Raw genomic sequence first — 25,712 nt, forward strand, 5'->3', positions numbered from 1 at the left:
CCATGCGCTTAACGATTATTTCAGTTGGTCATAAGATGCCTGATTGGGTTGCTATGGCAACTCAGGATTACATCAAGCGCATGCCGGCTGATTGCAGCATCGACATTAAAGAAATCAAACCTGATCTCTCGCCTGCAAAAGAAGCCGTCAAGATTGCAGCAGCCATTCCGAAAGGTGCACGTGTTATCGCCTTAGATGAGCGCGGCAAAGATCAAACCACCCAACAACTCGCTACGCAATTAGCTAACTGGCGTCAGGAAGGCATTGATATTGCCTTTTTAATTGGTGGGGCTGATGGCTTGGATGCCAGTCTTAAAGAAAATGCGCAAGCCTTATGGAGGCTATCTAGCCTAACTCTACCTCACGCTATGGCCAGAGTATTGCTGGTAGAGCAGCTCTATCGTGCATGGACTATCTTACAAGGTCACCCCTACCATCGTGAGTAATTCTTATATCTATTTAGCCTCTCAAAGTCCGCGACGCCAAGAACTCTTAAAACAGATTGGTGTTCGGTTTGAAATGTTAGCTCCAGATCCAAGCGAAGATAGCGAAAGTATCGAGATTCCTTTTCCCCATGAAAAAGCACGTGCCTATGTCGAGCGCGTCACGATTGCGAAGTGCAAAGCTGCATTAGCTCGCTGGCAAAAAATGGGATTACCTTGGGCTCCTATTTTGTGTGCTGACACTACGGTCAGCCTACCCTACAGTCAAGATGGTCAAATTTTGGGAAAGCCAAGGGATGTAGCAGATGCCACCCGCATTTTATCGATGCTGAGCGGCAAGACCCATGAAGTACTCACTGCGGTCGCCCTCACCATTAAACCAAGTGATGAGCCGATTTGCTTAGTGCAAGTGTCTGAGGTGGAATTTGCCTCTTTATCTTCAGAACAGATTGCAGCCTACATCGCCAGTAAGGAACCCTTTGGAAAAGCAGGCGCCTATGGCATTCAAGGCTTAGGAGGCAGCTTGATACCCTCGATCCGTGGCAGTTATAGCGGTATCATGGGATTACCTCTTTTTGAAACTAGCCAACTTCTTGATCGCGCCCAAGTCATCCGTATATGAATGAAGAAATCCTCATCAACATTACACCGCAAGAAACGCGAGTAGCCTTAATTCAGCAAGGCGCTGTTCAAGAACTGCAAATTGAACGTACCCGTCAACGCGGTATTGTTGGCAACATCTATTTAGCAAAAGTAGTTCGTGTCTTACCCGGGATGCAATCCGCCTTTATTGAAATTGGTCTTGAGCGTACGGCATTTATGCATGTGGCCGACATTACCCAAAATAATCCGAATGCCCAAATTGAGAAACTACTCTTTGAAGGCCAGACAGTCTTAGTGCAAGTCCTAAAAGATCCCCTAGGAACCAAGGGCGCACGCTTAACTACTCAACTCAGCATTGCTGGACGTAATTTGGTTTATTTACCTCCAGCCGGCAGTGATGTTGCAACCGAGAAATACATTGGCGTATCCCAACGCATTGATCAGCCAGAAGAACGTGAAGCAATCAAAACCCGTCTGGCAGGATTAATGGCAGTCGATGAAAAAGGCGGCATCATCGTCCGAACCAGCGCTCAAGATGCAACTGACTCTGAACTACAACACGATATGCATTACCTCAGAACCACCTGGGAAAATATTCGTGAAGGCATGAAACACCATGCCGCCCCTAGCCTACTTTACCAAGACCTCAGCTTAGCGGAGCGGGTATTAAGAGATGTGGCAGGCGAAGAAACTACCCAGATACGGGTAGATTCTGCAGAGAACTTTGAGAAACTCAAAGGCTTTGCCAATCTGTATATGCCCAATTTACTTTCCAAACTCACCCTGCACCGCGGCGAGCGCGCGCTCTTTGATTTATTTGATGTCGATGCAGAAATCAATAAAGCTTTAGGTCGTAGAGTAGACCTTAAGTCTGGTGGTTATCTTATGATTGACCAAACTGAATCAATGACAACGATTGATGTGAATACGGGAAGTTATGTTGGTGCCCGTAATTTAGATGACACTGTCTTTAAAACCAATCTAGAAGCAGCGCAAGCCATTGCACGTCAATTGCGCCTACGTAATCTAGGCGGCATCATCATTATTGATTTCATCGACATGATTGGCAAAGACCATCAAGAATCAGTATTACATGAACTCAAGCGCAATTTAGAGCGTGATCATGCGCGTACTTCTGTGAGCGATTTCTCGGCCTTAGGTCTAGTAGAAATGACACGTAAGCGTACCCGCGAATCCTTAGCCCACATTACTTGTGAGCCATGTGCTATCTGCATGGGCAAAGGGGAAGTGAAAACAGCCCAAACAGTCTGCTATGAAATCTTGCGAGAGATCGTTCGTGAGCATCGCCAATTTAATCCTCGCGAGTTCCGTATCGTAGCGGCACCCGATGTGATTGACCTCTTCCTCGAAGAAGAAAATCAATTCTTAGCCCAGCTAGGTGACTTTATTGGCAAGCCCATCACACTCCAAGCAGAAGGCAGCTTCCGCCAGGAGCAGTACGACATCGTACTGAGTTAGCCATTAGAGAACTGAATGCGGTGCAAGCTGGCATAGATACCATCTTGCTTAATCAGATCTTCGTGTGAGCCATTCTCAATAATTTGGCCATGCTCTAAAACAACGATTCGGTTGGCATGCTCAATAGTCGATAAGCGGTGCGCAATCACTAAAGTGGTTCTACCTGCCATCAATCTGTCTAAAGCATCTTGGACCTGACGCTCTGACTCAGAATCGAGCGCAGAAGTAGCCTCATCCAAAATCAAGATTGGGGCATTCTTATAAATAGCTCGCGCAATCGCTAAGCGTTGACGTTGACCCCCAGATAAGCGGTTACCGTTATCACCCACCAAGGAATCAATGCCGTCAGGCAACTCTTTAACGAGAGCAGTCAGATTGGCTGCCTCTAATGCCTGCAACACCCGCGCCCGATCAATACCAGCCTCATCAAATGCACCATAAGCCACGTTGGCAGCAATCGTGTCATTAAATAAAACGACATCTTGGCTCACAAAGGCGATTTGTTTACGCACGTCAGCCAGCACAATATCTTCCAAGGGAATATCGTCCAAATAAATATGGCCTGAGCTGGGCTTAAAGAAACGGGGCAATAAATTGACTAAGGTCGATTTACCCCCACCTGATGGCCCAACAAATGCGACCACTTCACCTGGGGCAATACTTAAATTGATATGACGTAAAGCATCTTGGCGTCCCGCTTCTTGCTGATATGAAAATCCCACATCTTCAAACCGAATGCCACCCTTCGCTTTATCTAGGGATTTCATATTCAGTTTGCGATCTTCATCCTCTTCAAAGGGCTGATCCATTAAGGCAAAGATCATTTCTGCAGCAGTCAAGCCACGCTGCAAGGGTTGATTGATATCTGCTAAATGCTTTAAAGGGGAAATCACCAACATCATGGCGGTAATGAAAGCAGCAAAGCCCCCTACCGTTGTGCCTTGGGTAGCAGACTGCATCAAGGCAATCACCAACACGACGGATAAAGCCATCGAGGCAATGAGTTGGGTAATCGGTTGATTGAGACCACCAGCCACTGCAGATTTAAGCGCAAACTGACGCAAGCGTTGTGCTTTTTCCATAAAGCGCTGCATCTCATATGACTCAGCGCCATGTACCTTAACAATCTTATGACCTGCGACTGACTCTTCAACGATATAAGCTAACTCACTCGTCAATGTTTGTTGCTCACGATTCAGTGCGCGCAAGCGACGATTAATCTTGCTCATGATGAAGGCAATAATTGGGAAAATCACCAACACCAATAATGTCAGTTGCCAATTTAAATAAATCAGATAACCAATTAAACCAATGACAGTTAATGAGTCCCTGACAAGACTAATTAACATACCACCCATAATGGTGAGGATGTTATTGACCTCAAATACCACTGCATTAATTAAATGGGAAGCGGAATTCTGCTGAAAGAACACCGTCCGCGCACGTAGTAATGTATGGAACATTTGCTCGCGCAATTTCAGGAGTACAGAGTTAATAACGCGGGTCAGCAAATAATTCGAGAAAAACTGTGCCAAGCTGCGAATCACCGCTAAACCGACCAAGAAAACAGGTACCTGCCAGAGCTTGTTATTCAGCTCACCGGTAAAGCCCCTATCTAGCAATGGCTTCATCAGGGCTGGGATAGATGTCTCCGATGCAGCCACAATAGCCATGGCCAATAAAGAGCCAATAATTAGCCTAATATGGGGCTTGAGATACTGAATTAAGCGATTTAGGGTAGTCCGGTCTTGAGCATTCATATAATGAATTATGCCCACCTTATCAGTCATACTCATCACTCGCAATGAAGAGTCCAATTTGGACGATTGTTTGGCCTCCCTGGACGGGATTGCCCAGCAGATCGTAGTGGTCGATTCCAATAGTACGGATCGGACCCTAGAGATCGCCAATCGTTATGGTGCGCTGATGGCCTACCCCTCAGATTGGCCTGGTTTTGGCCCCCAAAAGAACCGCGCTCTAGACTTGGCGACCTGTGACTGGGTACTTTCCCTTGATGCCGATGAAAGACTGACGCCAGCTCTCAAATCTGAAATTTTGACTGCCATCAACCATTCGGCACAGGTGGATTGTTTTGCGATTCCCCGCCTATCTTGGTATTGTGGCCGCTTCATTCGCCACTCTGGCTGGAGTCCGGATTATGTTGACCGCCTATTTAAACGGGGCACCGCCCGTTTCTCGGATGATCTAGTTCATGAGCGCCTGATTCCAAATGGCGCCGTAGCTAAATTAGAAAATCCTATGCTGCACTACAGCTTCATGAATTACGCCCAAGTGCTTGATAAGCTCAATCGCTATTCCACTGCATCAGCAGCACAAGCATTTGCTAAAGGCAAAACCAGCAGCCCCCTTAAAGCTGTTCTGCATGGCTTATGGGCATTTGTGCGCACCTATATTTTGCGCGCTGGATTCTTGGATGGCCCACAAGGATTTGCCTTAGCCATCTCCAATGGGCAGGGCACTTACTATCGCTATATGAAATTGTGGCAACTCAATCAGGACGCGGGTAAATGATTTCGATTTTGCTGGCTACCTATAACTGGCCACAAGCACTCAAACTCTGCCTAGAATCCCTTGCCACTCAAACTGATCGCGATTTTGAAATCATCATTGCTGATGATGGCTCTACAGAAGATACTCGCGCTCTGATCGAAAGTATTAAAGTACTCCATCCCATATCCATTACCCATCTGTGGCAAGAAGATCAGGGATTTCGGAAAACCCAAATTCTGAATCAAGCCATCGCTGCTGCACATGGCAACTATTTAGTATTTTTAGATGGCGATTGCATTGTTCAGCCTGATTTTGTGGCACTTCATCGCGCCCTAGCCGAACAAGGCTATCTCGTAACAGGTAGTCGGGTACTTTTAGATGAAAGCCTTACCAAACAATTATTGACCTGGCCTAAATGGGATTTCAAGGTCTTTACTAAGCATCTTCTGGGCTATCGTTTGAGTGGTGGCATCAATAAATATTGGCCCTTAAAAATCAAATTGGGCAATGGCTCTTGGCGTGACTACAAAAAATTTGTTTGGCGCCGCATTAAAGGCTGCAATATGGCCTGCTGGAAAGCGGATGCTGAAGCGATCAATGGCTTTGATGAAAGCATGACTGGCTGGGGTCATGAAGATGCGGATTTTGTCTTTCGATTACAGCGCCATCACATCAAACGTAAATCGGGTTCTTGGTCTACAGAGGTCTTTCACCTCTTTCACAAAATTCATGATCAAAGCAATGCTGAAGAAAATGCCCGCAGAGTGCGCGCCATGATTCAAGCCAAAGCAATGTAAATTACAGGCCATGACTCAATTCTCAACCCTCAAGCCTAAAAAAGTATTGTTTATTGCCACTCGGCAAATTGGGGATGTCTTGGTAACAACTCCGCTCATTAGCAAAGCCCGTGAATTGTGGCCCGATGCAGAGTTTCATTTTCTGGGCTATCGCGGCAAGTTAGACATGCTCAAAGGCAATCCCGATATTGCCGAAATCATTGAGACTTCTGATCGACCTGGCTTTGGTGAATACCTTTCCCTCTTTAACCGCCTGTTTCAACGCTATGATTTGGCTATCGTTACCCAACCTAGTGATCGTGCCTACCTCTATGGTTTAGTTGCTGCCCTTAGGCGGGTTGGTGTATTGGGTGGTCATCCGCAAGGGAAGGACGGCAAAGGCAGCAGTAAGACTGAAAAGCAAAATGCTTGGAAGAAATTCATTTCCATGCATAACGTGACCGTGGATTACTTTGCGCAACATGTCATTGCAGAGAAATTACGCTTGCTAGAGGTGTTCTTCAGAAATCCGAACGATCTGTTTAAAGAAGCGATTTCAGTGACGCCTCCTGTAGGTGAACCATTAACACCGCTCATTGCCAATCAATTAAACCAACCCTATGCAGTCCTCCATCCTGGCCCTTTAACAGCTTATAAACGTTGGCCTCTCGCCTATTGGCAAAAACTCATTGAGTGGCTGGTGCAAGAGGGTATGCAAGTCGTCTTAAGTGCCTCACCAGCCAAACAAGATTTACAACTCAATCACGATATTCTTTCTTTATTAGATGAGGACACTCGTAAGCAGGTGATTGATACGGCTGGTAAGTTATCCATTCCACAGGCAGGCACCTTGCTGCGCGGCGCAGCGCTCTATATCGGCGTTGATACATCCATCACCCATTTAGCCGCTGCCTGCAATACTCCAACAATTACCTTATTTGGTGCCACCCCACCCACCAATTTTGGCCCCTGGCCTAATGGATTTATTGGTGATCAACCCTATCAACTGCGCGCTCGTACACAAACCGTAGGCTGTATCACGATCCTGCAAGGTCCCGGCGAATGTGTTCCCTGCCGTAAAGCAGGTTGCCAAGATCGCGCAGACAGCAATAGTGAGTGCCTAGATCTACTTGAACCCAGTCAAGTGATTGACGCGGCTAGGCAAGTACTTCAAAAATAAAACGGGATTAGAGGTACTGAACCTGTACCGGATTCTGTTGCTTAGATGCCAAGATCTGGCCCAAGCTATGAAGACAAGCATCGTCAGGATAGATGCGTAACTCTTCAGGGAACTGCATTAAGCACGCGCCGCCACTCGTAGTAACAGCAGCAGTCAACATCAGCCCCTTTACCGAATCATTCGAGCCGGCAGCGGGAGGATTAGCGGGTCCTAATTTTGGGTCGCGCACTCGATTGGACATGAGATAAGGATTAATTTGGGAGCGCAGCATTTTCAGATCAATTGCGTTATCGATGCATACATGCACGTTACGGGCAAAACGCATCCGCGCACCAGTAATATCCATTACCGCTTCAGAAACAATACGCATACCGCCTGAGAACTTATCTGGTGTGACATTGACCTTTGCGACCAAGAGCTCATCTTCCTTAAGCCAAGAGCGGTTCGGCTCATACACTTCGCTGTAAAGCGTGATCTCAAGTGCCGCTGTGCCATCATCAATCGTAGCGATCATCATGCGACCCCGTTGACCGGTCAGCATGCGAGCAGAGGTAATGATGCCAGCGATCAGCTGGTCCTTACCCTCACTAATCTTCGATAGCGGCTGACGAATAAAGTGCGCAGTCTCATCACGGTAGGCATCAAACATATGCCCTGTTAAGCAAAGACCCAGTGCGGTCTTTTCTTCTTGAAGGCGTTTTTTCTCAGACCAGATTGGCTCACGCACCAGCTCGGGCAGATGACGATTTTCTTCACCGGCCATCTCAAACAAGCTCACTTGATGAATCGATGCTTCCGCTTGCTCTGCAGCTTCAATTGCTCTGGCTAAGGAAGCCAAGAGCGTAGAACGAATGTCGTAGAGATTGCCGCCAGCAGCGACGCTATCACGATAGAGACTATCAAATGCACCTGCGCGCATCAAAGCCTCGATCGCCCTACGATTGACTTGCCTGCGATCGACTCGTGCACAAAAATCAAATAGATCTTTAAATGGTCCACCAGTTTCGCGAGCCTTAACAATAGACTCAATCGCCGCTTCACCCGTTCCACGAACCGCACCAAGACCATAACGAATATGACTGATCGGCGAATCGGGCGCTGCATCAGGGGCGCGTAGAGGTGTGAACTCGTATACCCCAGTATTAATATCAGGTGAGAACACCCGAATCTGATTGGCTAAGCAATCGTCATACAAAATCTTCACCTTATCGGTGTCATCCATGGCGAGTGATAAGTTGGCCGCCATAAATTCAGCTGGGTAGTAGGCTTTTAGCCAAGCAGTCTGATAAGCCAAGAGTGCGTAAGCAGCAGCATGGGATTTATTAAATCCATAGCCCGCAAAACGCTCCATCAAGTCATAGATCTCGTTTGCTTTAGCTTCGGTAATACCGCCCGCTTTAGCACCATCACTAAAGATCTTGCGATGCTGCGCCATTTCTTCTGGCTTTTTCTTACCCATCGCACGACGCAACATGTCAGCGCCACCCAATGAGTAACCGCCAATCATTTGGGCCATCTGCATCACCTGCTCCTGATACACCATGATCCCGTAGGTTTCACGTAAGACGGGCTCAATACGAGGATCTGGGTACTCTACTTTTTGACGTCCATGCTTACGCTCAATAAAGTCTGGGATCAAATCCATTGGACCAGGGCGATACAAAGCTACAAGCGCAATGATGTCTTCAAAGCGGTCGGGTTTTGCCTCACGTAGCATGCCTTGCATGCCGCGACTTTCTAGCTGGAACACGGCGACGGTATTAGCTCTCTTTAAAACATCAAATGCCTTCTCGTCATCGAGCTCTATCTCACCAATATTCCAATCACGACGATCTGCATGCAAGGCTTTGATCCAGCGCTCAGCAGCAGCCAAGATAGTGAGGGTAGTTAAACCTAAGAAGTCGAATTTCACCAAGCCAATCGCTTCCACATCATCCTTGTCAAACTGACTGATGACTGAGCTACTGTCTTGATCTTTAGTTTCTTGGGTATAGAGTGGGCAAAAATCGGTGAGGCGACCTGGTGCAATCAAGACACCACCAGCATGCATACCAACGTTACGGGTCATGCCCTCTAATTGCTCAGCCAGAGAAAGTAACTGACGCACTTCATCTTCATTTTTCTCGCGCTCAGCTAATTGCTTTTCTTCTTTCTTCGCCATATCAATAGTCATGTATTGACCTGGCTTATTCGGAACTAGCTTAGCAATACCATCAACGAAGTTATAGCCTTGCTCAAGCACGCGTCCAACATCCCGAATCGCCGCTCTCGCAGCCATCGTGCCAAAGGTAGCAATCTGACTTACCGCATCTTTGCCATACTTATCTTTAACGTATTGAATGACGCGATCGCGCCCATGTTGGCAAAAGTCAATATCGAAGTCGGGCATCGATACCCGCTCTGGATTTAAGAAGCGCTCAAAGAGTAAGTTGTAGCGCAATGGGTCTAGATCGGTAATACCTAATGAGTAAGCCACTAAAGAACCCGCACCAGATCCACGACCAGGGCCCACTGGCACACCATTATTTTTTGCCCAGTTAATGAAGTCAGCCACGATTAAGAAGTAGCCAGGAAAGCCCATTTGCGAAATCGTCTTCACTTCAAAGACGAGACGATCGTGATAACGCTGCTCTTCTTTAGCGCGCTCTTCTGGATCCGGGAAATTACGTTCCATGTGGCGCTTCAATCCTACTTCTGATTGCGCCAATAAATATTCATCCAGAGTAATACCCTGAGGCACTGGAAAATCGGGCAAACGAGGTTGACCCAATACCAAAGACAGATTGCAACGTTTGGCAATCTCAACAGAATTTGCTAAAGCCACCGGTAAATCAGCAAAGCGCTTTTCCATCTCTTCTTGAGATAAGAAATATTGCTCATCATTAAATTTCTTTTGACGACGCGGATTGCCTAATAGCTCACCCTCTGCAATACATACCCGGGCTTCATGGGCCGTGAAATCGCTCTTTTGCATGAACTGCACGGGATGGGTTGCCACCACCGGCAAATCTAGTTCGCTCGCTAAATGGCAAGCTAACTGAATGTATTTTTCATCTTGAGGATGTCCGCCACGCTGCACTTCGATATAAAACGATTGGGGAAAAAGTTTACTTAGGCGTTTTGCCGCTTGCTTGGCCTGATCATCTTGACCTGCCAATAGCGCAGCACCGACCTCTCCAATGCGCCCACCAGAAAGCGCAATTAATCCAAATGCCAAAGTACGCTTCGCTGCTTTATCTTCTGCTTTGGCAGCAGGCTCACTAAACCAGGCCATATCAACTTCTGCTCGGCCACGTGTTTGATTATCTAAAGATGCCCTACTCAGTAACTGACAGAGATTTAAGTAACCAGAGTGGTTCTGTACCAAGAGTAATAAACGATGGGGTTGGTCTGGTTCCTGAGGATTGCTGATCCAGACATCTGCACCAGCAATGGGCTTGATGCCACCAGAACGAGCAGCCGTATAAAAGCGGACTAAACCAAATAAATTGCTTAAATCAGTAAGAGCCAGCGCGCCCATCTCGTCTTTGGCGGCAGCAGCCACCACATCATCAATGCGCACGACCCCATCCGTAATCGAAAACTCGGAATGAAGGCGAAGATGTACAAAACGGGGTGAAGCCATGAGATGATTTTAGCTGTGTCCAAGCTCAAAAACCCTCCATCCCAACCAGTCGGCTACCGCGGGCGATTTGCCCCCTCGCCGACCGGACCACTGCACGCTGGATCGCTAGTAGCAGCCCTAGGATCCTGGCTAGATGCCCGTAAAAATGGTGGTCGATGGCTACTCAGAATCGAGGATTTAGACACCCCTAGATGCATCCCTGGGGCAGACCAGCAAATCCAGGCTCAGCTGCTGGCATGCGGCCTTAACTGGGATGAGGAGTCTAGTTGGCAATCTGAGCGTCAGGATGGCTATCAAAAGGCCTTGGAAGCGCTCAATACACTTCAATTACTCTACCCCTGCTCCTGCTCCAGACAAACCATTGCACAAACCCTGGCGCAAAGAGGTATTCAGACAGGGCGTAATCAAGAAATGATCTATCCCGGAACTTGCAGACCGGCGCAACTGAAATCCTACTCATCGAACGAACTTGAAAATACGCAGCTTGCTTGGCGACTTGCTCTACCCCCCAACTGCGAAATCACTTTTGAAGATTTAGCCCTGGGGTCTCAAAAACAAAACCTCACTCAAGAGGTGGGCGATTTTGTTCTACGTCGCAATGATGGATTATTTACTTATCAACTCGCAGTGGTGGTAGATGATGCCCTACAAGGCATTACCCATATTGTTCGAGGAGCTGATTTACTGAGTAATACCGCTAGACAAATGCATATACAAAACGTCTTGGGATTCAAGACGCCTTCCTATCGACATTTGCCACTAGTGCTAGATGAGCATGGAGAAAAACTCAGCAAGCAAACCTTAGCTACGCAGATTCAGACGCAGACAGCAAAAGAAGCGCTTGCAGAATTACGCAAGGCAGGAAAACATTTGGGATTAAAAGATCTACCTGATGGAGAGAACATCACCATCAGCGAGTGGCTACTGGCAGCCACTCAAGCTTGGGAAGTTGATTACTGAGTTTATAGCTGAATGAGTTATTTTTTCTTAAAGCCGCCAAGCAAAGCACCAACCGCTGGCTTAGCAGGAACAATGCCCACTTTTTTAACTTCAGGAGTAGCAGTTGTATTGCTAGTACTTGAATCTGCATCCTTAGGCGCAGCTGGCTCATAAGGCTTATAGAAAAACGGATCTGACATTTTTGCTGGAGCACTAGAATGGCTGCTAGATCTACTTGGAGCTGCAGCAGTTTCAGGCAAAGGCTTCACATCCAACTTGCGCTTCATCAACTTTTCAATATCGTCGAGTAAGCGCTTTTCACTCGCATCAACCAATGCAATCGCATCGCCTTTGCTACCTGCGCGACCTGTTCTACCAATACGGTGAATAAAGTCTTCTGCGTTATACGGTAGTTCATGATTAATCACACATGGCATATCTGGAATATCCAAACCACGCGCTGCCACATCAGTCGCCACTAAGACTTCAATTGCGCCTGACTTAAAAGCATCTAAAGTGAGAGTACGCTCACCTTGGCTCTTATCGCCATGAATCGCGCCCGCTTTAATACCATCACGCTCTAGAGCACGAGCCAACTTCGCGCAGCCTAAACGACTATTAGTAAAGATGATGCATTGGCGTGATAAACCTTGGCGAGTACGAGACTCGAGCACACTCACAATAGCGCGCTGTTTATCGCTGGATGACACCATGTGCACGACTTGCTTTACGGTATCAGCAGCCGCATTCTGCCGTGCCACTTCGACAGTGACTGGCGTACGCAAATAACTTTGCGCCAGCTTTTTAATTTCTGGTGAAAAGGTTGCTGAAAACAACAAGGTTTGTCTTTGCGCAGGAATTAAATTAATGATGCGTTGCAGGTCTGGCAAGAAGCCCATATCCAGCATGCGATCAGCTTCATCCAATACCAATAATTCCACCTGAGATAGATTGGCAACTTTGGATCCAATGTGGTCTAACAAGCGTCCTGGGGTAGCAATCAAAATCTCTACGCCATTGCGCAGTAAAGCGACCTGCTCTTTCATGTCCACGCCGCCGTAGACCACAGCAGTACGTAAATCGGTGTGCTTGGAATAGCTTGCAGCATTCTCGGCTACTTGCACTGCCAACTCACGCGTTGGGGTCAGCACTAAAGCCCGAATAGGATGGCGCGCTGGTGATGCGCTATTGCTAGCATGACGCAGAATCTTTTGGATGATAGGCAATACAAACGCGGCTGTTTTACCAGTACCCGTTTGTGCGGCACCCATCAAGTCAGTGCCAGCTAATACATGTGGAATCGATTGCGCCTGAATGGGCGTAGGAATGGTGTATCCCTGTTCAGATACCGCCTTTTGAATCAGGGGATCTAAACCAAAATCAGCAAAAGTGATTGTCGCTACAGGAGTGTCTATCGCTACAGGAGTGTCTATCGCTGCAGGAGTGTCTATCGCTGCAGGAGTGTCATTAGGGGCGGCAACGTCACCAGCCCCCGTAGAAGAAATTATTTCAGTAGCAGTATTTGTCAAGGTAACTTACAGAATGGCCGCAATGCCAGCCTTAGCAGTGGCAGCATCCTCAGCCGATTTAACGCCGGAAACGCCGACTGCGCCGATGGTATGACCATTTACTTCGATATTGACACCACCTTCCAACATGCCTGAGACATGAGGAGCAGATAAGAATGCATGACGACCGTTGTTAATAATTTCTTCGTACACACGCGTCTCGCGCTTACCCATTGCAGCGGTACGTGCTTTTTCTTGTGCGATGTACGCAGACAATGGTGCGCAACCATCACGACGAATCAAACCAATCATATGGCCGCCTTCATCACAAACAGCAATGGTCACTGCCCAATTATTTGCTTCAGCATGCTTATTTGCAGCATCCAAAATCTTTTGTGCGTCAGATTGAGTAAGGTAGGGTTTAGTAGCTAACATGGTGATTCTTTCTGCCTCGAATATGTTTCAGTAAATGCAATAAAAGTGCAGCAATTATAAGGGGTATAGGGTTATTGGCTGATAAGCAGGGTCAAGTTCTTACTTTAAGAACTCCTGAGCAGCTACAACACCACTTTCCTTTGGCTTGTAGCCCATCGCACCCAAGCTCATTTCTACCCCACTCAGGGCAGCCATCAAGCTCAACTCATTACAGTCGCCCAGATGGCCGATACGGAAAATCTTCCCTTTAAGCTTACCTAGACCTGTACCCAATGAGAGATTAAATTTCTCCAAAGCATGTTTGCGCACCAGGTCCGCATCCATTCCCTCGGGAACTCGTGCGGCAGTTAACACTGGAGAATAGGCACTGGAATCTTGACACTGGTTTTCTAGTCCCCACGCTGCAACTGCACGACGACATGCTTCACCCAAACGTTGATGACGGGCAAAAATAGTATCCAAGCCTTCATTCATCATCATATCCATTGCCTCATGCAAGCCGTACATTAAATTGGTACTAGGCGTGGTTGGCCAATAGCCATTTTTGTTGGACTCTAAGATTTCATCCCAAGCTAAATACGCTTTTGGAATCTTGCTGTGCTTGCTCACCTCAATTGCTTTAGGGGAAAGCGCATTAAATCCAATTCCTGGCGGCAACATCAAGCCTTTTTGTGAGCCTGCAACCGTGACATCAACACCCCACTTATCATGCTCATAGTCCGCCGAACCTATACCAGACACGCTATCAACGATTAACAATGCAGGATGCTTAGCTGCATCAATTGCTTTTCGAACAGCGGCAATATTCGATGTCATGCCGGTTGAGGTCTCGTTATGAACAACGCATACCGCTTTGATTTCGTGTTGAGTATCTTTACGTAAACGCTCTTCAATGACGGAAGCATCAATACCCCAACGCCATGTATCTTCACCAACCTTACCAACCACCTCAACCTGCAAACCAATTTTGGCTGCAAGCGCTTTCCACAAAGCGGCGAAGTGGCCAGTCTCGTAAAAAAGAACCTTATCGCCAGGATTCATGACGTTAACTAATGCGCCTTCCCATGAACCCGTTCCTGATGCTGAATAAATGATGACTGGTTGCTCGGTCTTAAAAATCTTTTTAACGCCTTCGAGCACCCTCAAACCAAAAGCACCGAACTCGGGACCACGATGGTCGATGGTCTGATAGCTAATGGCACGCAAAACGCGTGATGGCACTGGACTCGGTCCAGGGATGTGTAAAAAATGGCGGCCAGACGAATGGTTATCAAGTTTCAGCATGTTTTGTCTCACTGAGTTGTTGGGTTAATAGTGGCATTAGTGTACGGTAATTTTTGCGGATTTTCCATTTTGTATGCAAAAAGTCTATTTAAATACCTCAAAATAAAGCCTAAATAGGGGTTTATTTATGATTTGCGATGCCTTATCATTATTTTGTATACAAATTAAGGCATCAGCATGACCCTCATAGAACAGCCCAGCTCACAAAATTTGCATGAAGCAACTTTCCAGACCCTTAAGTCATTATTAGTGGAAGGAAAGATTGCCCCTGGCAGCAAATTAAATGAACGTGAGCTCGCTGAGAGTCTCAATGTATCTCGCACCCCAATTCGGGAAGCGATTCGCAGATTAGCGGCCGATGGCTTGGTAGAGCTGATTGCCAATCGTGGTGCTATTGCAGTTCAACTCAGCATTGAAGATGTCATTCACACCTTTGATGTCATCGCAGAACTAGAAGGCTACTCAGGTGAATTAGCAGCAAAAAATATTAATGACAGTACCCTCTCTGAATTAGAAGCCCTTCAATATGAAATGATGGCCTCTTACGCGAGAAGAGATTTATCGAGTTATTACAAACTCAATCTCCGTATTCATCGACTGATTAATCAAGCAGCCAATAACCCGGTCTTAGCAACCCTATTCTCTCAAGTCAATGCGCGCATCGAAGCATTGCGCTTTCGCTCTAATCAAGACGGCGTCAAATGGGAAAAGGCAGTAGAAGAACATCAAGAGATGTTAGACGCCCTCAAAGCACGTGATAGCACCCGGATGCGCAAAGTCATGATGACCCATGTCACCAATAAGCGTGATGTCGTAGTGCAACTACTGAAAACCGAAGCCAACACACAAGTTAATACACAAGCAAGCCCATTATGAACAAGCCCGTTGATCTCAATATCCTCAAAGATGTCATGGTGGATCAAGCGCTATTAGCGAAGCGCTTACGCCAAGAAACATCTGGTGAAGTCATGACTGATATTGCCAGTCGTGGTCGCTATGCAACCGATGCCTCAATTTATCAAGCTATGCCGGTTGCGGTATTGGTACCAAAGACTGCGGAAGATATTGCGACTGCGATTCAGATTGCAGCTGATCTGCAAGTGCCTGTATTACCAAGAGGTGGTGGCACAAGTCAATGCGGCCAGACCACTGGTACTGCACTGGTGATTGATAACAGCAAATACTTTAGAAACATTTTGGATCTCAATGTAGATCAAGGCTATGTCGAAGTTGAACCTGGCATTGTGCTGGACCACTTAAATGCCCAACTTAAGCAACATGGTCTTTGGTATCCAGTCGATGTCTCCACTGGCGGTCAAGCCACGATTGGTGGCATGGCTGGAAACAATTCTTGCGGAAGTCGCTCTATTGCCTACGGCAATATGGTGCATAACGTTTTGGGAATTGATGCTTGGCTAGCTAACGGCCAAATTGGTCAATTTGCTAATTACGCCAATAGTTCTGGTGTTGCCAAACAATTGGGTGATTATGTAAAGAGTCTAGCCAATACCCTGCAACCCGAAATTGAAGAGCGCTTTCCGAAAGTGCTTAGACGAGTGGCAGGATATAACCTCGACATCTTTCATCCTCAAAGTGAGTTGCCCTATACCCAAGATGGCAGCGTTAATCTAGCGCACCTCTTGGTTGGTAGCGAGGGTACGCTGGCCTACTTTAAGTCTCTCAAACTGAAGCTCTCTCCACTCGCAGGTCACAAAGTATTGGGCATTGTGAACTTTGCTAGCTTTTATAAGGCAATGGATAGTGCACAACATATTGTGAAACTCGGCCCTACTGCGGTTGAGCTGGTTGATCGCACCATGATTGATTTGGCCCGCAGTAACCCCAGTTTCAAAAAGACTATTGAAACGGCATTGATTGATCCACGTGCACAAACTCCAGAAGCAATTTTATTGGTGGAGTTTTCTGGAGAATCACAAGCGCCGCTCTTGGAGAAACTCAAAGCACTTCAAGAACTCATGGGTGATTTAGGTCTACCTGGCACTGTGGTGAGCATGCCAGACGCCAGCTTGCAAAAGAATTTATGGGAAGTACGCAAAGCCGGGCTCAACATCATGATGAGTCTGAAGGGTGACGGTAAACCGGTTAGCTTTATCGAAGACTGCGCCGTTCCTCTAGAGAGTTTGGCTGACTATACCCAAGCACTCACGGAGGTTTTCTCTAAATATGGATCCCGTGGTACTTGGTATGCCCACGCTTCTGTAGGAACTTTACATGTACGCCCTATTTTGGATATGCGTAGAGATGGCGCGCAGAAGATGCGTGCAGTTGCAGAAGAAGCCTCTGAATTAGTACGCAAATACAAAGGGGCATATAGCGGTGAGCACGGCGATGGTCTATGCCGTGGTGAATGGATCTCTTGGCAATTTGGCCCGAAGATTACCGAAGCCCTCGCAGAAATTAAACACGCGTTTGATCCAAAGGGATTATTTAACCCAGGGAAGATCGTCAATCCACCCAAGATGGATGATGTCAGTAACTTCCGTTTTCCACCAAGCTATAAAGTCATTCCACTCCAACCTGCGCTTGATTGGTCTGCCTGGAATGTACAGAACGATCCGGTTACAGAAGAAACGACTGCACCAGGCACCGGTGGCGATCCTGCCATGGGCTTGGCCAAAGCGGTGGAGATGTGCAATAACAATGGTCACTGTCGTAAGTTTGATGCTGAAGTGATGTGCCCCAGCTATCGTGTTACTCGGGATGAGAAACACCTGACCCGTGGACGAGCCAATACCTTACGCCTAGCGCTATCCAATCAATTGGATGTCAAAGAAGGTACCTCTCCCCTAGCAAGCGATGCCATTAAAGAAGTGATGGAATTGTGTGTAAGCTGCAAAGCCTGTCGACGTGAGTGCCCTACTGGTGTTGATATGGCCAAGATGAAGATTGAGTTCTTATCTGCCTACAAAAAGCGGACGGGTCATTCTTTAAGAGATCTGGCGGTAGCCTATTTACCAAAGTACGCCTCTATCATTAGCAGCATCCCTTTACTACCAACAATTCTGAACCTTCGTAATCACATCGCGCCCGTTGCGAAGTTACAAGAATGGCTTATGGGTATTTCTGCGCAAAGAAGTTTGCCGATTTGGAAGAGCAAAACCTTTTGGAGCGATAAACAATCCATTAGCTCCCATCAATTTAGCCCTGAGCAGTTAAGTAGTACATCAGGCAAAGGCATTGTCCTACTTGCTGATACATTTAATGCCTACTTTGAAGATGAGAATCTCAAGGCTGCCCTGCAAGTATTGCAAGCCGCTGGGTATCAAGTACATATTCCACACAAGAACCAAAGCAAAGCCAAGACTGATCAAGTAAACAATGGGGCTAGAAACACTTGCTCAAAAGAGTTTTGCTGTGGCCGCACCTACTTAGCTGCTGGCATGGTGGATAAAGCAAAAGAAACCCTCGGCGAATTAGTCAATCACCTCGCGCCCTATGCTGAGAAACATATTCCGATTATTGGGCTCGAGCCTTCTTGCTTGTTTACTCTTAAGGATGAAGCGCTAGTGATGGGCTTTGGCGAACGCGCTGTCAGCGTTAGCAAACAAGCACAGCTCTTAGAAGAATTCTTAGCTAATGAAGTGAAAGTAGGAAAACTGCAACTCAATCTCAAAGCCGCTAGTAAGCCTGTGCTCTTTCATGGGCATTGCCATCAAAAGTCTTTTGCAGCAGCAACGCCTGCAATGGAGCTACTCAAGCTGATTCCAAATGCAGAACCCAAACTAATTGAATCTTCCTGCTGCGGCATGGCAGGTAGCTTTGGTTACGAGGCAGAGCATATTGAGGTATCAAAGCAAATGGCTGAAGCCAGTCTATTGCCTGCAATTCGCAAAACACCAAATAGCTGGGTAGTAGCTGATGGCACTAGTTGTCGCCATCAAATTGCCGATGGCACTCAAAGAGAAGCGGTTCACATCGCCAGAATCCTCGCGGCTCATCTCTGAAGAAAGAATGAATTAACGGACGATGCCGTAACCCACCATGAGGAGTGTGCCAGTTAATAGAGCAGGCACTAAGCGCTTGGTGGGTTTAGATACCATCACACCAATACTGAGTACACAAATCAGCACCCGAATCCAGGCTGGTACGGTTGCCATGAGTCCAATTGGAAATAAAATCAAACGGACCGTCAAGGCAGCGACCATCGCATAAGTAATTGCTGATAGCAAACGAAAGATTTCGCTATCTTGATTAATACGTCCAGACAGCATGACGCCAATCGCACGACAGATGTAGGTACCCAAGCAAGCACCAGCCAGTGCAAGCCATAATCCCCAGCCCTCTAGAGAAGCGTTCATCATTCAGTAATCACCCAATGAGCCCTGATCTCTTCCGAATCCACTTACGATCAATCAAGTAAGCAATCGTGCCTGCGACTAAGCCCGTTGTGAGCAAGCTAGAGTCGCGATCCATGATGGTAAATGCAGGAGCGAGCACGCAACCTAAGCCAATAGCGATGCGGTTGATCCAGGGTTTGACTTCTGTAAAGGTCAATAAGAAAAAGAGTGGATTAATAAAGACGAGGCCCAAGGTTACTGGAGCAGGAACCAAGCCTGCTAAGAAATAACCCAAGATGGTGCCTGGTACTGAGATCAGCCAACACAATAAACCCAGTCCTACGAAATAACTTAAACGGTGTTTAGCTTCAATCGATGAAAACTCTTTCATCGATACAGCCCAAGCGGTCATTGCCAATAAATGGACTGATGCATATAGATTGCGATTGCGATCTTTCTCATGCAACTGAGGAAAGAGTGTCACCGTCATCGTGACAAAACGAGTAGAGGTTAAGGTCACGGCGAGGGCAATAGCCAGAACAGAGGAGCCCGTAATCACCATCTCCATTAAAACTACCTGCCCCGGCAAGGCAAACATCAGAAGACTACTGAGTGTCGTAAACCAACCATCGACTCCGTTGGTGCGGCCCATGGCACCAAAACCCACCATGCCAGCAAAAAGTACCATTGCAGGCGCACCTGCAGCATCGCGTATACCAGACCAAAATGCATCGCTGCGATTTTTAAAGCGCTCAGCCGCTGATCCCTCTAGAGGAATTTCACTGGGATCGATATAAGGCTGATCAGCTTTTGACATAGCTGTATTGTAAAAGCAGGTGCAATTAACCGCTCAAGAATGGGCAGCAGATATGGCCCACTCAATATGCTCGGCCACGAGAGGCTGAGCAGATGGCAAAGCATCTTGAAGAGCTTGGCGTATCAAGTCTTTTTCTGATTCTGGGAGTTCAGGACTTGCTAGCGCATTACCCATCGCTACTGCTAAGTTTCGCCGCCAGCGTAGATAACCAATTCGACGAATAGCACTACCTTCATGACGCTTATCAAAATCGGATTCAGACCAAGACCAAAGCTGCAATAAAGTAGCATGACCTAAACCATGACGTTCAGCAAAATCCGATAACAGCGTACGCTTCGCAAATTTATTCCAAGGGCAAATCAATTGACAGTCATCGCATCCATAGATGCGATTTCCCATGGCACGTCGAAACTCTACTGGAATCTCTCCAGGGTTTTCAATCGTGAGATAAGAAATGCAGCGACGTGCGTCTAATTGATAAGGGGCAGTAATCGCCTGTGTAGGACACACATCCATACAAGCCTGGCAAGTGCCGCAATGCTCTTCTTGCTCTTCATCGAGCGGCAAGGGCATATCCACCAATATCTCACCTAAGAAAAACATCGAACCGTAATTACGATTTAGCAATAGCGTGTGTTTGCCGCGCCAACCTAAGCCTGCCTTACGTGCTAACTCCACTTCCATCAGCGGCGCTGAATCGGTAAAGACGCGATATCCAAAACGACCAATTTTGTTTTCAACTAAGGTCGCAAACTCTTGCAAGCGTTGACGCAAGACCTTGTGATAATCGCGCCCTCTGGCATATAGAGAAACAACAGCCTGAGTAGGTTCTTCAAGACGCTGCCACTCTCTATCAAAGTCACCTTCAGGCAATAAGTAACTCATGGATACACAGATGACCCGAACAGTACCCGGCACTAAGAGCTGCGGATCTGAACGTAATTCGGCATGGCGCTCCATATACTCCATTGCCCCATGACGCCCTTCGGCCAACCATTCCTGCAGACGCTCATTTGCAGAACCTAAATAGGTATCCGTGATGCGCAATTGATCAAAGCCCAATTTCGCAGCCTCTTCCCCAAGCCAATTGCGTAGATTGGGCTCTTCTACAGAAGAAGGGGAAGTATTAAAAGTCATAGTGAATACAGAATGTAGCTCAATAATTGAATAAACTAGCGTAATGGGTAAAACACAGGCATCTATTGAGCAATATTGTAGGCAGGAAGCAGAAACGGCATCCCTCGCCCAAAAGCTTGCCGCCAGCCTTAGTCAATACCTTCAGAAGCCCAGGACCCATCTCAATATCGCACTAGAAGGTGATTTGGGAGCGGGCAAAACGACCTTTGCCCGATATCTGATTCAGGGCATGGGACATGAGGGCAAAGTAAAGAGCCCTACCTATACCCTTTGCGAACCCTATCCTCTACAACTCAATGATCAAGAAATCACTGCCTACCACTTTGATCTCTATCGCATGAAAGATCCACTGGAATGGCAAGAGGCCGGATTTGGTGAATATTTTGATGCACCAGGATTTTGTTTAATTGAATGGCCAGAAAAAGCCGAGGGCACTCTACCCCCGTTTGACATGCTGATCCAATTATCAGCTGGTGCTGAAGAAAATGAACGTCATATTCTGATTGAGGCCAAAGCAGCAAACGGAATGAACGTTCTTCAAGCCCTCAACAACGGCCAAAAGTAATCCATGCGTAGTCCCCCATTTAATCCCTCCAAAAGAAAGCATCTCAAAACTTCAGCGAAGTTGTTTAGTTTTGTCTTGCTGCTTGGTGAGATGGAGATTGCTTGGGGTGCCAAGATACTAGGTGTTCGTGTCTGGCCATCAGAGGATTACACCCGCATTACTTTAGAGTCAGATAAGCCGCTACCGATTACTCAGCAGATCTTGACCAATCCCGATCGCCTGGTAGTCGACGTCCAAGGTCTAGAACTCAATCCCACACTCAGAGATCTCGTAGCAAAGGTCAAGCCCAATGATCCTTATGTATCGCAGATACGCGTAGGCCAATTTCAGCCAGGCATTGTGCGTTTGGTATTTGATTTAAAAGAACCGATTAAGCCTCAACTCTTCACACTAGACCCCGTAGCTGAATACAACTATCGCATGGTCTTTGATTTGTACCCCACTACACCACCTGATCCTCTAATGGAATTGGTTAAGAGTAGTGCTCGCAAAGAAACTGCTTTAGCAAAGTCCAATGAAGAGATTGATCTGATTGCCCAGTTTGCTGCAAAAAAAGATATTCCAAAGGCAGTGACGCCAGCAGCACCAGCAGCACCAGTAGCCCAAGCAATACCAGAAGTAAAAGAAGCGCCAGCACCTGCCAAGTACAAACGCTTGATTACGATTGCGATTGATCCAGGCCATGGCGGTGAAGATCCAGGGGCAATTGGTGCCATGGGATCTAAAGAAAAGAATGTGGTGCTCTCTATTGCTAAACGACTACGCGATAAGATTGAAGGTGAAGCCTATATGCGCCCTTTCTTAACGCGTGATGGCGATTACTTCGTACCTCTCAATGTCAGAGTACAAAAAGCCAGACGGGTTGAGGCAGATCTCTTTGTGTCGATTCATGCAGATGCATTTATCCAGCCACATGCCAAAGGAGCATCGGTATTTGCACTCTCTCAGCTAGGAGCCAGTAGCTCTATGGCGCGTTGGATGGCCAATAAAGAAAATGCCTCTGATCTGATTGGTGGAATCAATATCAAGACCAAAGATCAGCAAGTGGCTAACTTACTCCTGGATATGTCGACCACTGCCCAGATCAAAGACTCTTTACAAGTGGGTAATTCCATTCTGAAACAAATTGGCGGTTTTGCACCCTTACATAAAGGAAAAGTAGAGCAAGCCAGTTTTGCAGTATTGAAGGCTCCAGACATCCCTTCTATCCTGGTAGAAACAGCCTTTATCAGCAACCCCCAAGAAGAAGCCAGGTTGAATGATGAGAACTATCAGGATCGGATTGCTGAGGCGATTTTGAGAGGAATTAAGGAGTATTTTTCCAAAAACCCACCCGTAGCAAGACGCACGAATTCATAACGAACATGTATCTACAAGGCTTGTGGGGTGGACCCTGCAGACCCTAGGAGCACCCCCAAACTTCTTGCTATAATTTATGGCTTAACTGGGTCGGTAGCTCAGTCGGTAGAGCAGCGGACTTTTAATCCGTTGGTCGCGAGTTCGAATCTCGCCCGACCCACCAAAAATAAAGCCCTTGAATGCAGATTCAGGGGCTTTTTCGCCAGCAAATACAACGTCTATCTGCCTCCCAATTCAACCCTCGAGTCTTCGTTCTAATCAGTATTATTTTATTAAATTCATGCTATAATGCATTCATGCAGCATGAAAATAGGAGAATACCATGGGCTCAGTGATAGATCATCAGGTTATTAAATCCATTGGATCCAGTGGGCAGATCTCACTTGGTAAAGAGCATGCAGGTCGTCAGGTTTTAGTTGAAAATCCAGAGCCTGGTGTTTGGGTTATTCGTACTGCTACTGTTGTTCCAGATAATGAAAAATGGATACATACACCTGCGGTTAAAAAGAATTTAACCGCTGCCTTAGCTTGGGCACAAAAAACACCTGCAAAAGCAACCGATCTCTCTAAATTAAAAATGGCTAAGACTCATGGCGCGAAACGTAAAGCCTGAGTTATTAGTTGAACTGGATCTTAATAGCCCAACCTTTCAATCCGCTTGGAATAACCTTGAGCTCATTGAACAAGAAAAAGCAATTGCTACTTTTGAGAAAATCATGCAATTAACTTGGGACCAAGTCTATCGTGACAAGGGTTTGAGATGGGAAAAGATTCATAGTATTCAAGCGCCTAAAGGGATTCAAGTACTTTATTCGTTTAGAGTGAGTAAGTCGATTCGTGGGATTGGCTTTAGAGAAGATCACTTTTTGAGGGTCTTATTGATTCAACCAGATCATGATGCGGCTTATGGAAAAAAATAATCCTCTAAAGGAGCGCTCTGCGGCCACCCCAAGCAAAGATATACGCAATTCCTCAGATCCCGATATCGCTGGTTCCTACTACGCTATGCAACGCGCTGGTCAAGCAGCAATTGACTTGGCAATCCAAACTAATACAGCAATCGTAACTACTGTTGATGGCAAGATTGTTCGGATCACAGCTGCTGAGCTGATTAAACAGCGCCAACTTACGGCCTAAACACCGTTGGTCGCGAGTTCGAATCTCGCCCGACCCACCAAGTATTACTAAGCCTTGCTCTGCAGGGCTTTTTTATTACCTGTGTATCCATCAATCACTCTTACTTAAGTGACTTAGGAATGTGACTGCCCTCTGCGCTGCCTCGTCATAGCTTGGCCTGTAATTCAAGATATCAATCTCAGCGAACTGCACTTTTAATACTGCCGCCCTACTCGATATCTGACTAATAAATGGCTCAGCATTCTTTCGCAAGAATTTGGCAGCTTTTTCTAAGGCTTCGGGTTCTCGCTCAATTATTAATGACAGATCAAATAAATCACGTGCAGTAGCCCTGTCACCTCGGTACCACAATTTCTTTGCCACAATCTCTGCAGCAGTTTCTACCCGAATCTGCTGGCCACCAATATTCCATATTTCAAAAGGTGTATCAGTGAGATTTTGGGATGCCACAAAATCGATTTCCCCTTCTGGACGAATTAACTTCACGTAAGAGCTCTGATCTTCAACGTAGTCTGTGCTAACGGCTGCAGCTACATCACTTAAGCGTGGCGTGACAAAACCTAAGTACTGTGGATCTGGAACAAAGATATCAATATCCTTACTAAGCCGATGCTGATAACGAAACATTAATACCGTGCCGCCACCAAAAGTCCAAAATGGATCGGGCGTTCCGTGATTTTTAATATCATCAATAATAGAAAGCGCATGCGGAAGTAAATCTCTCCACACCCCTTCAGGAAGTTCACGTTCAATAATATTATTCATGAATTAAGTCCAAGCCGATCTGAGAGAATGCATCTCATGCGCCCACCGATTAATATTCTTCCAAATCACTTTGGGTGCAACGTGATTATTTTTGGCAGCCTCCTCAACCGCAGACACAATAATTTCTAGTGGCGCCTCATCCAATAGCGTTGCCACATGAGGATAAATACTTTCAGGCAGATCTCCACAGGCCAACGAATGAGATAAATCACTACTTTGTAATTTAGTCTTATAACTAACGCTGGCTGTCATACTGGCCATATCTAAGCCATGATGCTTTTTGCTGTGCTCTTGTGTAATTACATCTAGCCCTAGGAGTGATAACAAGGACAGTAATTTAGCTGCGCCCAAATCATTCAAACTACCTTTCTCTAGATGATGGATAGTTGACCTTGATAGTCCGCATAGTTTTGCCAACCGCTCCTGGGATAAGCCCAGATCGGTACGACGCTGCCCGACTTTGAGACCAATTTCGCGTAAGTTCATATGTGCACTATAGCATAAATTGTGTAATATATTACACAATTATTTATTGGGGTTGATCTACTATTACCCGAGACTTGATGTAAAAACGAGATTTAGAGCTATGCACCAAAAAAATTCAATCGCACACTCATTTTTTGGTCGCTCAGGGCCATACGCTATATAGGGTTTTGAAGAGGAACGACTTCTTTTAATCCGTTGGTCGCGAGTTCGAATCTCGCCCGACCCACCAGTTATACAAGGTACGTACCGGACACATGCTTTACGTCCGGTACCGACCACATGGTTTTCACCTTTACCAATCACATCCCCAATACTTTGGGACCAAATGGATTTTCTAGGGCTTGTACCCGCGAAGACTCCATATC

The 25,712-nt window shown here is 46.6% G+C and carries 25 protein-coding genes and 1 tRNA gene; 15 read left to right on the plus strand and 11 right to left on the minus strand.

Features of this window, described 5'->3' with window-relative positions; all coding sequences use genetic code 11:
- Window positions 1-2 precede the first annotated feature (2 nt).
- From rlmH to rng, 3 genes are read left to right on the plus strand one after another with little or no spacing between them, the layout of a single operon-like run.
- Complete coding sequence (gene rlmH / locus ICN41_RS04995) at window positions 3-446, plus strand: 23S rRNA (pseudouridine(1915)-N(3))-methyltransferase RlmH (protein ID WP_216291706.1); 444 nt, start codon at window positions 3-5, stop codon at window positions 444-446.
- Window positions 439-1,065 (plus strand): Maf family nucleotide pyrophosphatase, encoded by a 627-nt coding sequence (locus tag ICN41_RS05000; RefSeq protein WP_216291707.1) that lies wholly within the window; start codon window positions 439-441, stop codon window positions 1,063-1,065. Before rlmH ends, ICN41_RS05000 begins: the two co-directional genes overlap by 8 nt.
- Window positions 1,062-2,525, plus strand: a complete 1,464-nt coding sequence (gene rng / locus ICN41_RS05005; protein WP_216291708.1) for a ribonuclease G — start codon at window positions 1,062-1,064, stop codon at window positions 2,523-2,525. The genes ICN41_RS05000 and rng overlap by 4 nt, the downstream gene beginning before the upstream one ends.
- Here the strand turns inward: rng and msbA are convergent.
- Window positions 2,522-4,285 (minus strand): lipid A export permease/ATP-binding protein MsbA, encoded by a 1,764-nt coding sequence (gene msbA / locus ICN41_RS05010; protein WP_216291709.1) that lies wholly within the window; start codon window positions 4,283-4,285, stop codon window positions 2,522-2,524. The two genes, rng and msbA, sit on opposite strands and share 4 nt — an antisense overlap.
- Window positions 4,286-4,295: 10 nt before the next feature.
- Here msbA and ICN41_RS05015 point away from each other — a divergent pair, with 10 nt between their 5' ends.
- From ICN41_RS05015 to ICN41_RS05025, 3 genes are read left to right on the plus strand one after another with little or no spacing between them, the layout of a single operon-like run.
- On the plus strand, window positions 4,296-5,057 hold the full coding sequence (locus ICN41_RS05015; RefSeq protein ID WP_216291710.1) for a glycosyltransferase family 2 protein: 762 nt from the start codon (window positions 4,296-4,298) through the stop codon (window positions 5,055-5,057).
- Entirely contained in the window at window positions 5,054-5,833 is a 780-nt protein-coding gene (locus ICN41_RS05020) for a glycosyltransferase family 2 protein (protein ID WP_216291711.1), read from the plus strand. Before ICN41_RS05015 ends, ICN41_RS05020 begins: the two co-directional genes overlap by 4 nt.
- Window positions 5,834-5,843: 10 nt before the next feature.
- On the plus strand, window positions 5,844-6,992 hold the full coding sequence (locus ICN41_RS05025; protein WP_216291712.1) for a glycosyltransferase family 9 protein: 1,149 nt from the start codon (window positions 5,844-5,846) through the stop codon (window positions 6,990-6,992).
- Window positions 6,993-6,999: 7 nt separating this feature from the next.
- Here the strand turns inward: ICN41_RS05025 and dnaE are convergent, their stop codons facing one another.
- Window positions 7,000-10,617: a DNA polymerase III subunit alpha gene (gene dnaE, locus ICN41_RS05030; RefSeq protein WP_216291713.1), complete on the minus strand. Its 3,618-nt coding sequence runs from the start codon at window positions 10,615-10,617 to the stop codon at window positions 7,000-7,002.
- Between the two features lie 15 nt (window positions 10,618-10,632).
- On the opposite strand from dnaE, the gene gluQRS reads away from it, so the two are divergent.
- A complete protein-coding gene (gene gluQRS / locus ICN41_RS05035; RefSeq protein WP_370629093.1) occupies window positions 10,633-11,577 on the plus strand; it encodes a tRNA glutamyl-Q(34) synthetase GluQRS in 945 nt (314 codons plus the stop codon).
- Window positions 11,578-11,594: 17 nt separating this feature from the next.
- Here the strand turns inward: gluQRS and ICN41_RS05040 are convergent, their stop codons facing one another.
- The 3 genes from ICN41_RS05040 to ICN41_RS05050 form a co-directional block, all read right to left on the minus strand.
- Entirely contained in the window at window positions 11,595-13,085 is a 1,491-nt protein-coding gene (locus ICN41_RS05040) for a DEAD/DEAH box helicase (protein ID WP_216291715.1), read from the minus strand.
- Window positions 13,086-13,091: 6 nt separating this feature from the next.
- Window positions 13,092-13,499, minus strand: coding sequence for a heme-binding protein (locus ICN41_RS05045; RefSeq protein WP_216291716.1), 408 nt, complete (start codon window positions 13,497-13,499; stop codon window positions 13,092-13,094).
- A 99-nt stretch (window positions 13,500-13,598) separates the two neighbouring features.
- The gene (locus ICN41_RS05050; RefSeq protein WP_216291717.1) at window positions 13,599-14,783 is read right to left on the minus strand and encodes an alanine--glyoxylate aminotransferase family protein; all 1,185 of its coding nucleotides are present in this window, start codon (window positions 14,781-14,783) and stop codon (window positions 13,599-13,601) included.
- Window positions 14,784-14,960: 177 nt separating this feature from the next.
- On the opposite strand from ICN41_RS05050, the gene ICN41_RS05055 reads away from it, so the two are divergent.
- A complete protein-coding gene (locus tag ICN41_RS05055) occupies window positions 14,961-15,659 on the plus strand; it encodes a GntR family transcriptional regulator (protein ID WP_216291718.1) in 699 nt (232 codons plus the stop codon).
- A complete protein-coding gene (locus ICN41_RS05060; RefSeq protein ID WP_216291719.1) occupies window positions 15,656-18,748 on the plus strand; it encodes an FAD-binding and (Fe-S)-binding domain-containing protein in 3,093 nt (1,030 codons plus the stop codon). Before ICN41_RS05055 ends, ICN41_RS05060 begins: the two co-directional genes overlap by 4 nt.
- A gap of 12 nt (window positions 18,749-18,760) precedes the next feature.
- Here ICN41_RS05060 and ICN41_RS05065 read toward each other — a convergent pair whose 3' ends face one another.
- The 3 genes from ICN41_RS05065 to queG are packed head-to-tail and all read right to left on the minus strand — an operon-like array spanning window position 18,761 to window position 21,035.
- Entirely contained in the window at window positions 18,761-19,105 is a 345-nt protein-coding gene (locus ICN41_RS05065) for an AzlD domain-containing protein (RefSeq protein ID WP_255537901.1), read from the minus strand.
- Window positions 19,106-19,112: 7 nt separating this feature from the next.
- Window positions 19,113-19,898, minus strand: a complete 786-nt coding sequence (locus ICN41_RS05070; protein ID WP_216291720.1) for an AzlC family ABC transporter permease — start codon at window positions 19,896-19,898, stop codon at window positions 19,113-19,115.
- 33 nt (window positions 19,899-19,931) lie between these two features.
- Window positions 19,932-21,035: a tRNA epoxyqueuosine(34) reductase QueG gene (queG, locus tag ICN41_RS05075; RefSeq protein ID WP_216291721.1), complete on the minus strand. Its 1,104-nt coding sequence runs from the start codon at window positions 21,033-21,035 to the stop codon at window positions 19,932-19,934.
- A 43-nt stretch (window positions 21,036-21,078) separates the two neighbouring features.
- On the opposite strand from queG, the gene tsaE reads away from it, so the two are divergent.
- The 6 genes from tsaE (at window position 21,079) to ICN41_RS05105 (ending at window position 24,096) form a co-directional block, all read left to right on the plus strand.
- Window positions 21,079-21,600, plus strand: coding sequence for a tRNA (adenosine(37)-N6)-threonylcarbamoyltransferase complex ATPase subunit type 1 TsaE (gene tsaE / locus ICN41_RS05080; protein ID WP_216291722.1), 522 nt, complete (start codon window positions 21,079-21,081; stop codon window positions 21,598-21,600).
- Between the two features lie 3 nt (window positions 21,601-21,603).
- Window positions 21,604-22,959, plus strand: coding sequence for an N-acetylmuramoyl-L-alanine amidase (locus ICN41_RS05085; RefSeq protein WP_216291723.1), 1,356 nt, complete (start codon window positions 21,604-21,606; stop codon window positions 22,957-22,959).
- 87 nt (window positions 22,960-23,046) lie between these two features.
- Window positions 23,047-23,122 (plus strand) — tRNA-Lys (locus ICN41_RS05090).
- Between the two features lie 159 nt (window positions 23,123-23,281).
- On the plus strand, window positions 23,282-23,572 hold the full coding sequence (locus ICN41_RS05095; RefSeq protein WP_216291724.1) for a hypothetical protein: 291 nt from the start codon (window positions 23,282-23,284) through the stop codon (window positions 23,570-23,572).
- A complete protein-coding gene (locus tag ICN41_RS05100; RefSeq protein ID WP_216291725.1) occupies window positions 23,550-23,879 on the plus strand; it encodes a hypothetical protein in 330 nt (109 codons plus the stop codon). The genes ICN41_RS05095 and ICN41_RS05100 overlap by 23 nt, the downstream gene beginning before the upstream one ends.
- Window positions 23,866-24,096: a hypothetical protein gene (locus tag ICN41_RS05105; RefSeq protein WP_216291726.1), complete on the plus strand. Its 231-nt coding sequence runs from the start codon at window positions 23,866-23,868 to the stop codon at window positions 24,094-24,096. The genes ICN41_RS05100 and ICN41_RS05105 overlap by 14 nt, the downstream gene beginning before the upstream one ends.
- Before the next feature lie 90 nt (window positions 24,097-24,186).
- Here the strand turns inward: ICN41_RS05105 and ICN41_RS05110 are convergent, their stop codons facing one another.
- The 3 genes from ICN41_RS05110 to ICN41_RS05120 all read right to left on the minus strand — a co-directional run.
- Entirely contained in the window at window positions 24,187-24,861 is a 675-nt protein-coding gene (locus tag ICN41_RS05110; protein ID WP_216291727.1) for a nucleotidyl transferase AbiEii/AbiGii toxin family protein, read from the minus strand.
- A 3-nt stretch (window positions 24,862-24,864) separates the two neighbouring features.
- A complete protein-coding gene (locus ICN41_RS05115; protein WP_216291728.1) occupies window positions 24,865-25,347 on the minus strand; it encodes a helix-turn-helix transcriptional regulator in 483 nt (160 codons plus the stop codon).
- A 63-nt stretch (window positions 25,348-25,410) separates the two neighbouring features.
- Window positions 25,411-25,712: hypothetical protein (locus tag ICN41_RS05120; RefSeq protein ID WP_216291729.1), on the minus strand; the 302-nt coding region annotated here is incomplete at its 5' end.

The organism is Polynucleobacter sp. 15G-AUS-farblos, assembly GCF_018882445.1.
Taxonomy (GTDB): Bacteria; Pseudomonadota; Gammaproteobacteria; order Burkholderiales; family Burkholderiaceae; genus Polynucleobacter.

Coding starts and splice junctions, on each gene's coding strand:
- ICN41_RS05065 (WP_255537901.1), bottom strand. CDS start 19,105: ATGATGAACGCTTCTCTAGAGGGCTGGGGATTATGGCTTGCACTGGCT.
- ICN41_RS05045 (WP_216291716.1), bottom strand. CDS start 13,499: ATGTTAGCTACTAAACCCTACCTTACTCAATCTGACGCACAAAAGATT.
- ICN41_RS05105 (WP_216291726.1), top strand. CDS start 23,866: ATGGAAAAAAATAATCCTCTAAAGGAGCGCTCTGCGGCCACCCCAAGC.
- ICN41_RS05110 (WP_216291727.1), bottom strand. CDS start 24,861: ATGAATAATATTATTGAACGTGAACTTCCTGAAGGGGTGTGGAGAGAT.
- rng (WP_216291708.1), top strand. CDS start 1,062: ATGAATGAAGAAATCCTCATCAACATTACACCGCAAGAAACGCGAGTA.
- msbA (WP_216291709.1), bottom strand. CDS start 4,285: ATGAATGCTCAAGACCGGACTACCCTAAATCGCTTAATTCAGTATCTC.
- ICN41_RS05055 (WP_216291718.1), top strand. CDS start 14,961: ATGACCCTCATAGAACAGCCCAGCTCACAAAATTTGCATGAAGCAACT.
- dnaE (WP_216291713.1), bottom strand. CDS start 10,617: ATGGCTTCACCCCGTTTTGTACATCTTCGCCTTCATTCCGAGTTTTCG.
- rlmH (WP_216291706.1), top strand. CDS start 3: ATGCGCTTAACGATTATTTCAGTTGGTCATAAGATGCCTGATTGGGTT.
- ICN41_RS05085 (WP_216291723.1), top strand. CDS start 21,604: ATGCGTAGTCCCCCATTTAATCCCTCCAAAAGAAAGCATCTCAAAACT.
- ICN41_RS05025 (WP_216291712.1), top strand. CDS start 5,844: ATGACTCAATTCTCAACCCTCAAGCCTAAAAAAGTATTGTTTATTGCC.
- ICN41_RS05070 (WP_216291720.1), bottom strand. CDS start 19,898: ATGTCAAAAGCTGATCAGCCTTATATCGATCCCAGTGAAATTCCTCTA.
- ICN41_RS05020 (WP_216291711.1), top strand. CDS start 5,054: ATGATTTCGATTTTGCTGGCTACCTATAACTGGCCACAAGCACTCAAA.
- ICN41_RS05015 (WP_216291710.1), top strand. CDS start 4,296: ATGCCCACCTTATCAGTCATACTCATCACTCGCAATGAAGAGTCCAAT.
- ICN41_RS05095 (WP_216291724.1), top strand. CDS start 23,282: ATGGGCTCAGTGATAGATCATCAGGTTATTAAATCCATTGGATCCAGT.
- ICN41_RS05050 (WP_216291717.1), bottom strand. CDS start 14,783: ATGCTGAAACTTGATAACCATTCGTCTGGCCGCCATTTTTTACACATC.
- ICN41_RS05100 (WP_216291725.1), top strand. CDS start 23,550: ATGGCGCGAAACGTAAAGCCTGAGTTATTAGTTGAACTGGATCTTAAT.
- tsaE (WP_216291722.1), top strand. CDS start 21,079: ATGGGTAAAACACAGGCATCTATTGAGCAATATTGTAGGCAGGAAGCA.
- queG (WP_216291721.1), bottom strand. CDS start 21,035: ATGACTTTTAATACTTCCCCTTCTTCTGTAGAAGAGCCCAATCTACGC.
- ICN41_RS05060 (WP_216291719.1), top strand. CDS start 15,656: ATGAACAAGCCCGTTGATCTCAATATCCTCAAAGATGTCATGGTGGAT.
- ICN41_RS05115 (WP_216291728.1), bottom strand. CDS start 25,347: ATGAACTTACGCGAAATTGGTCTCAAAGTCGGGCAGCGTCGTACCGAT.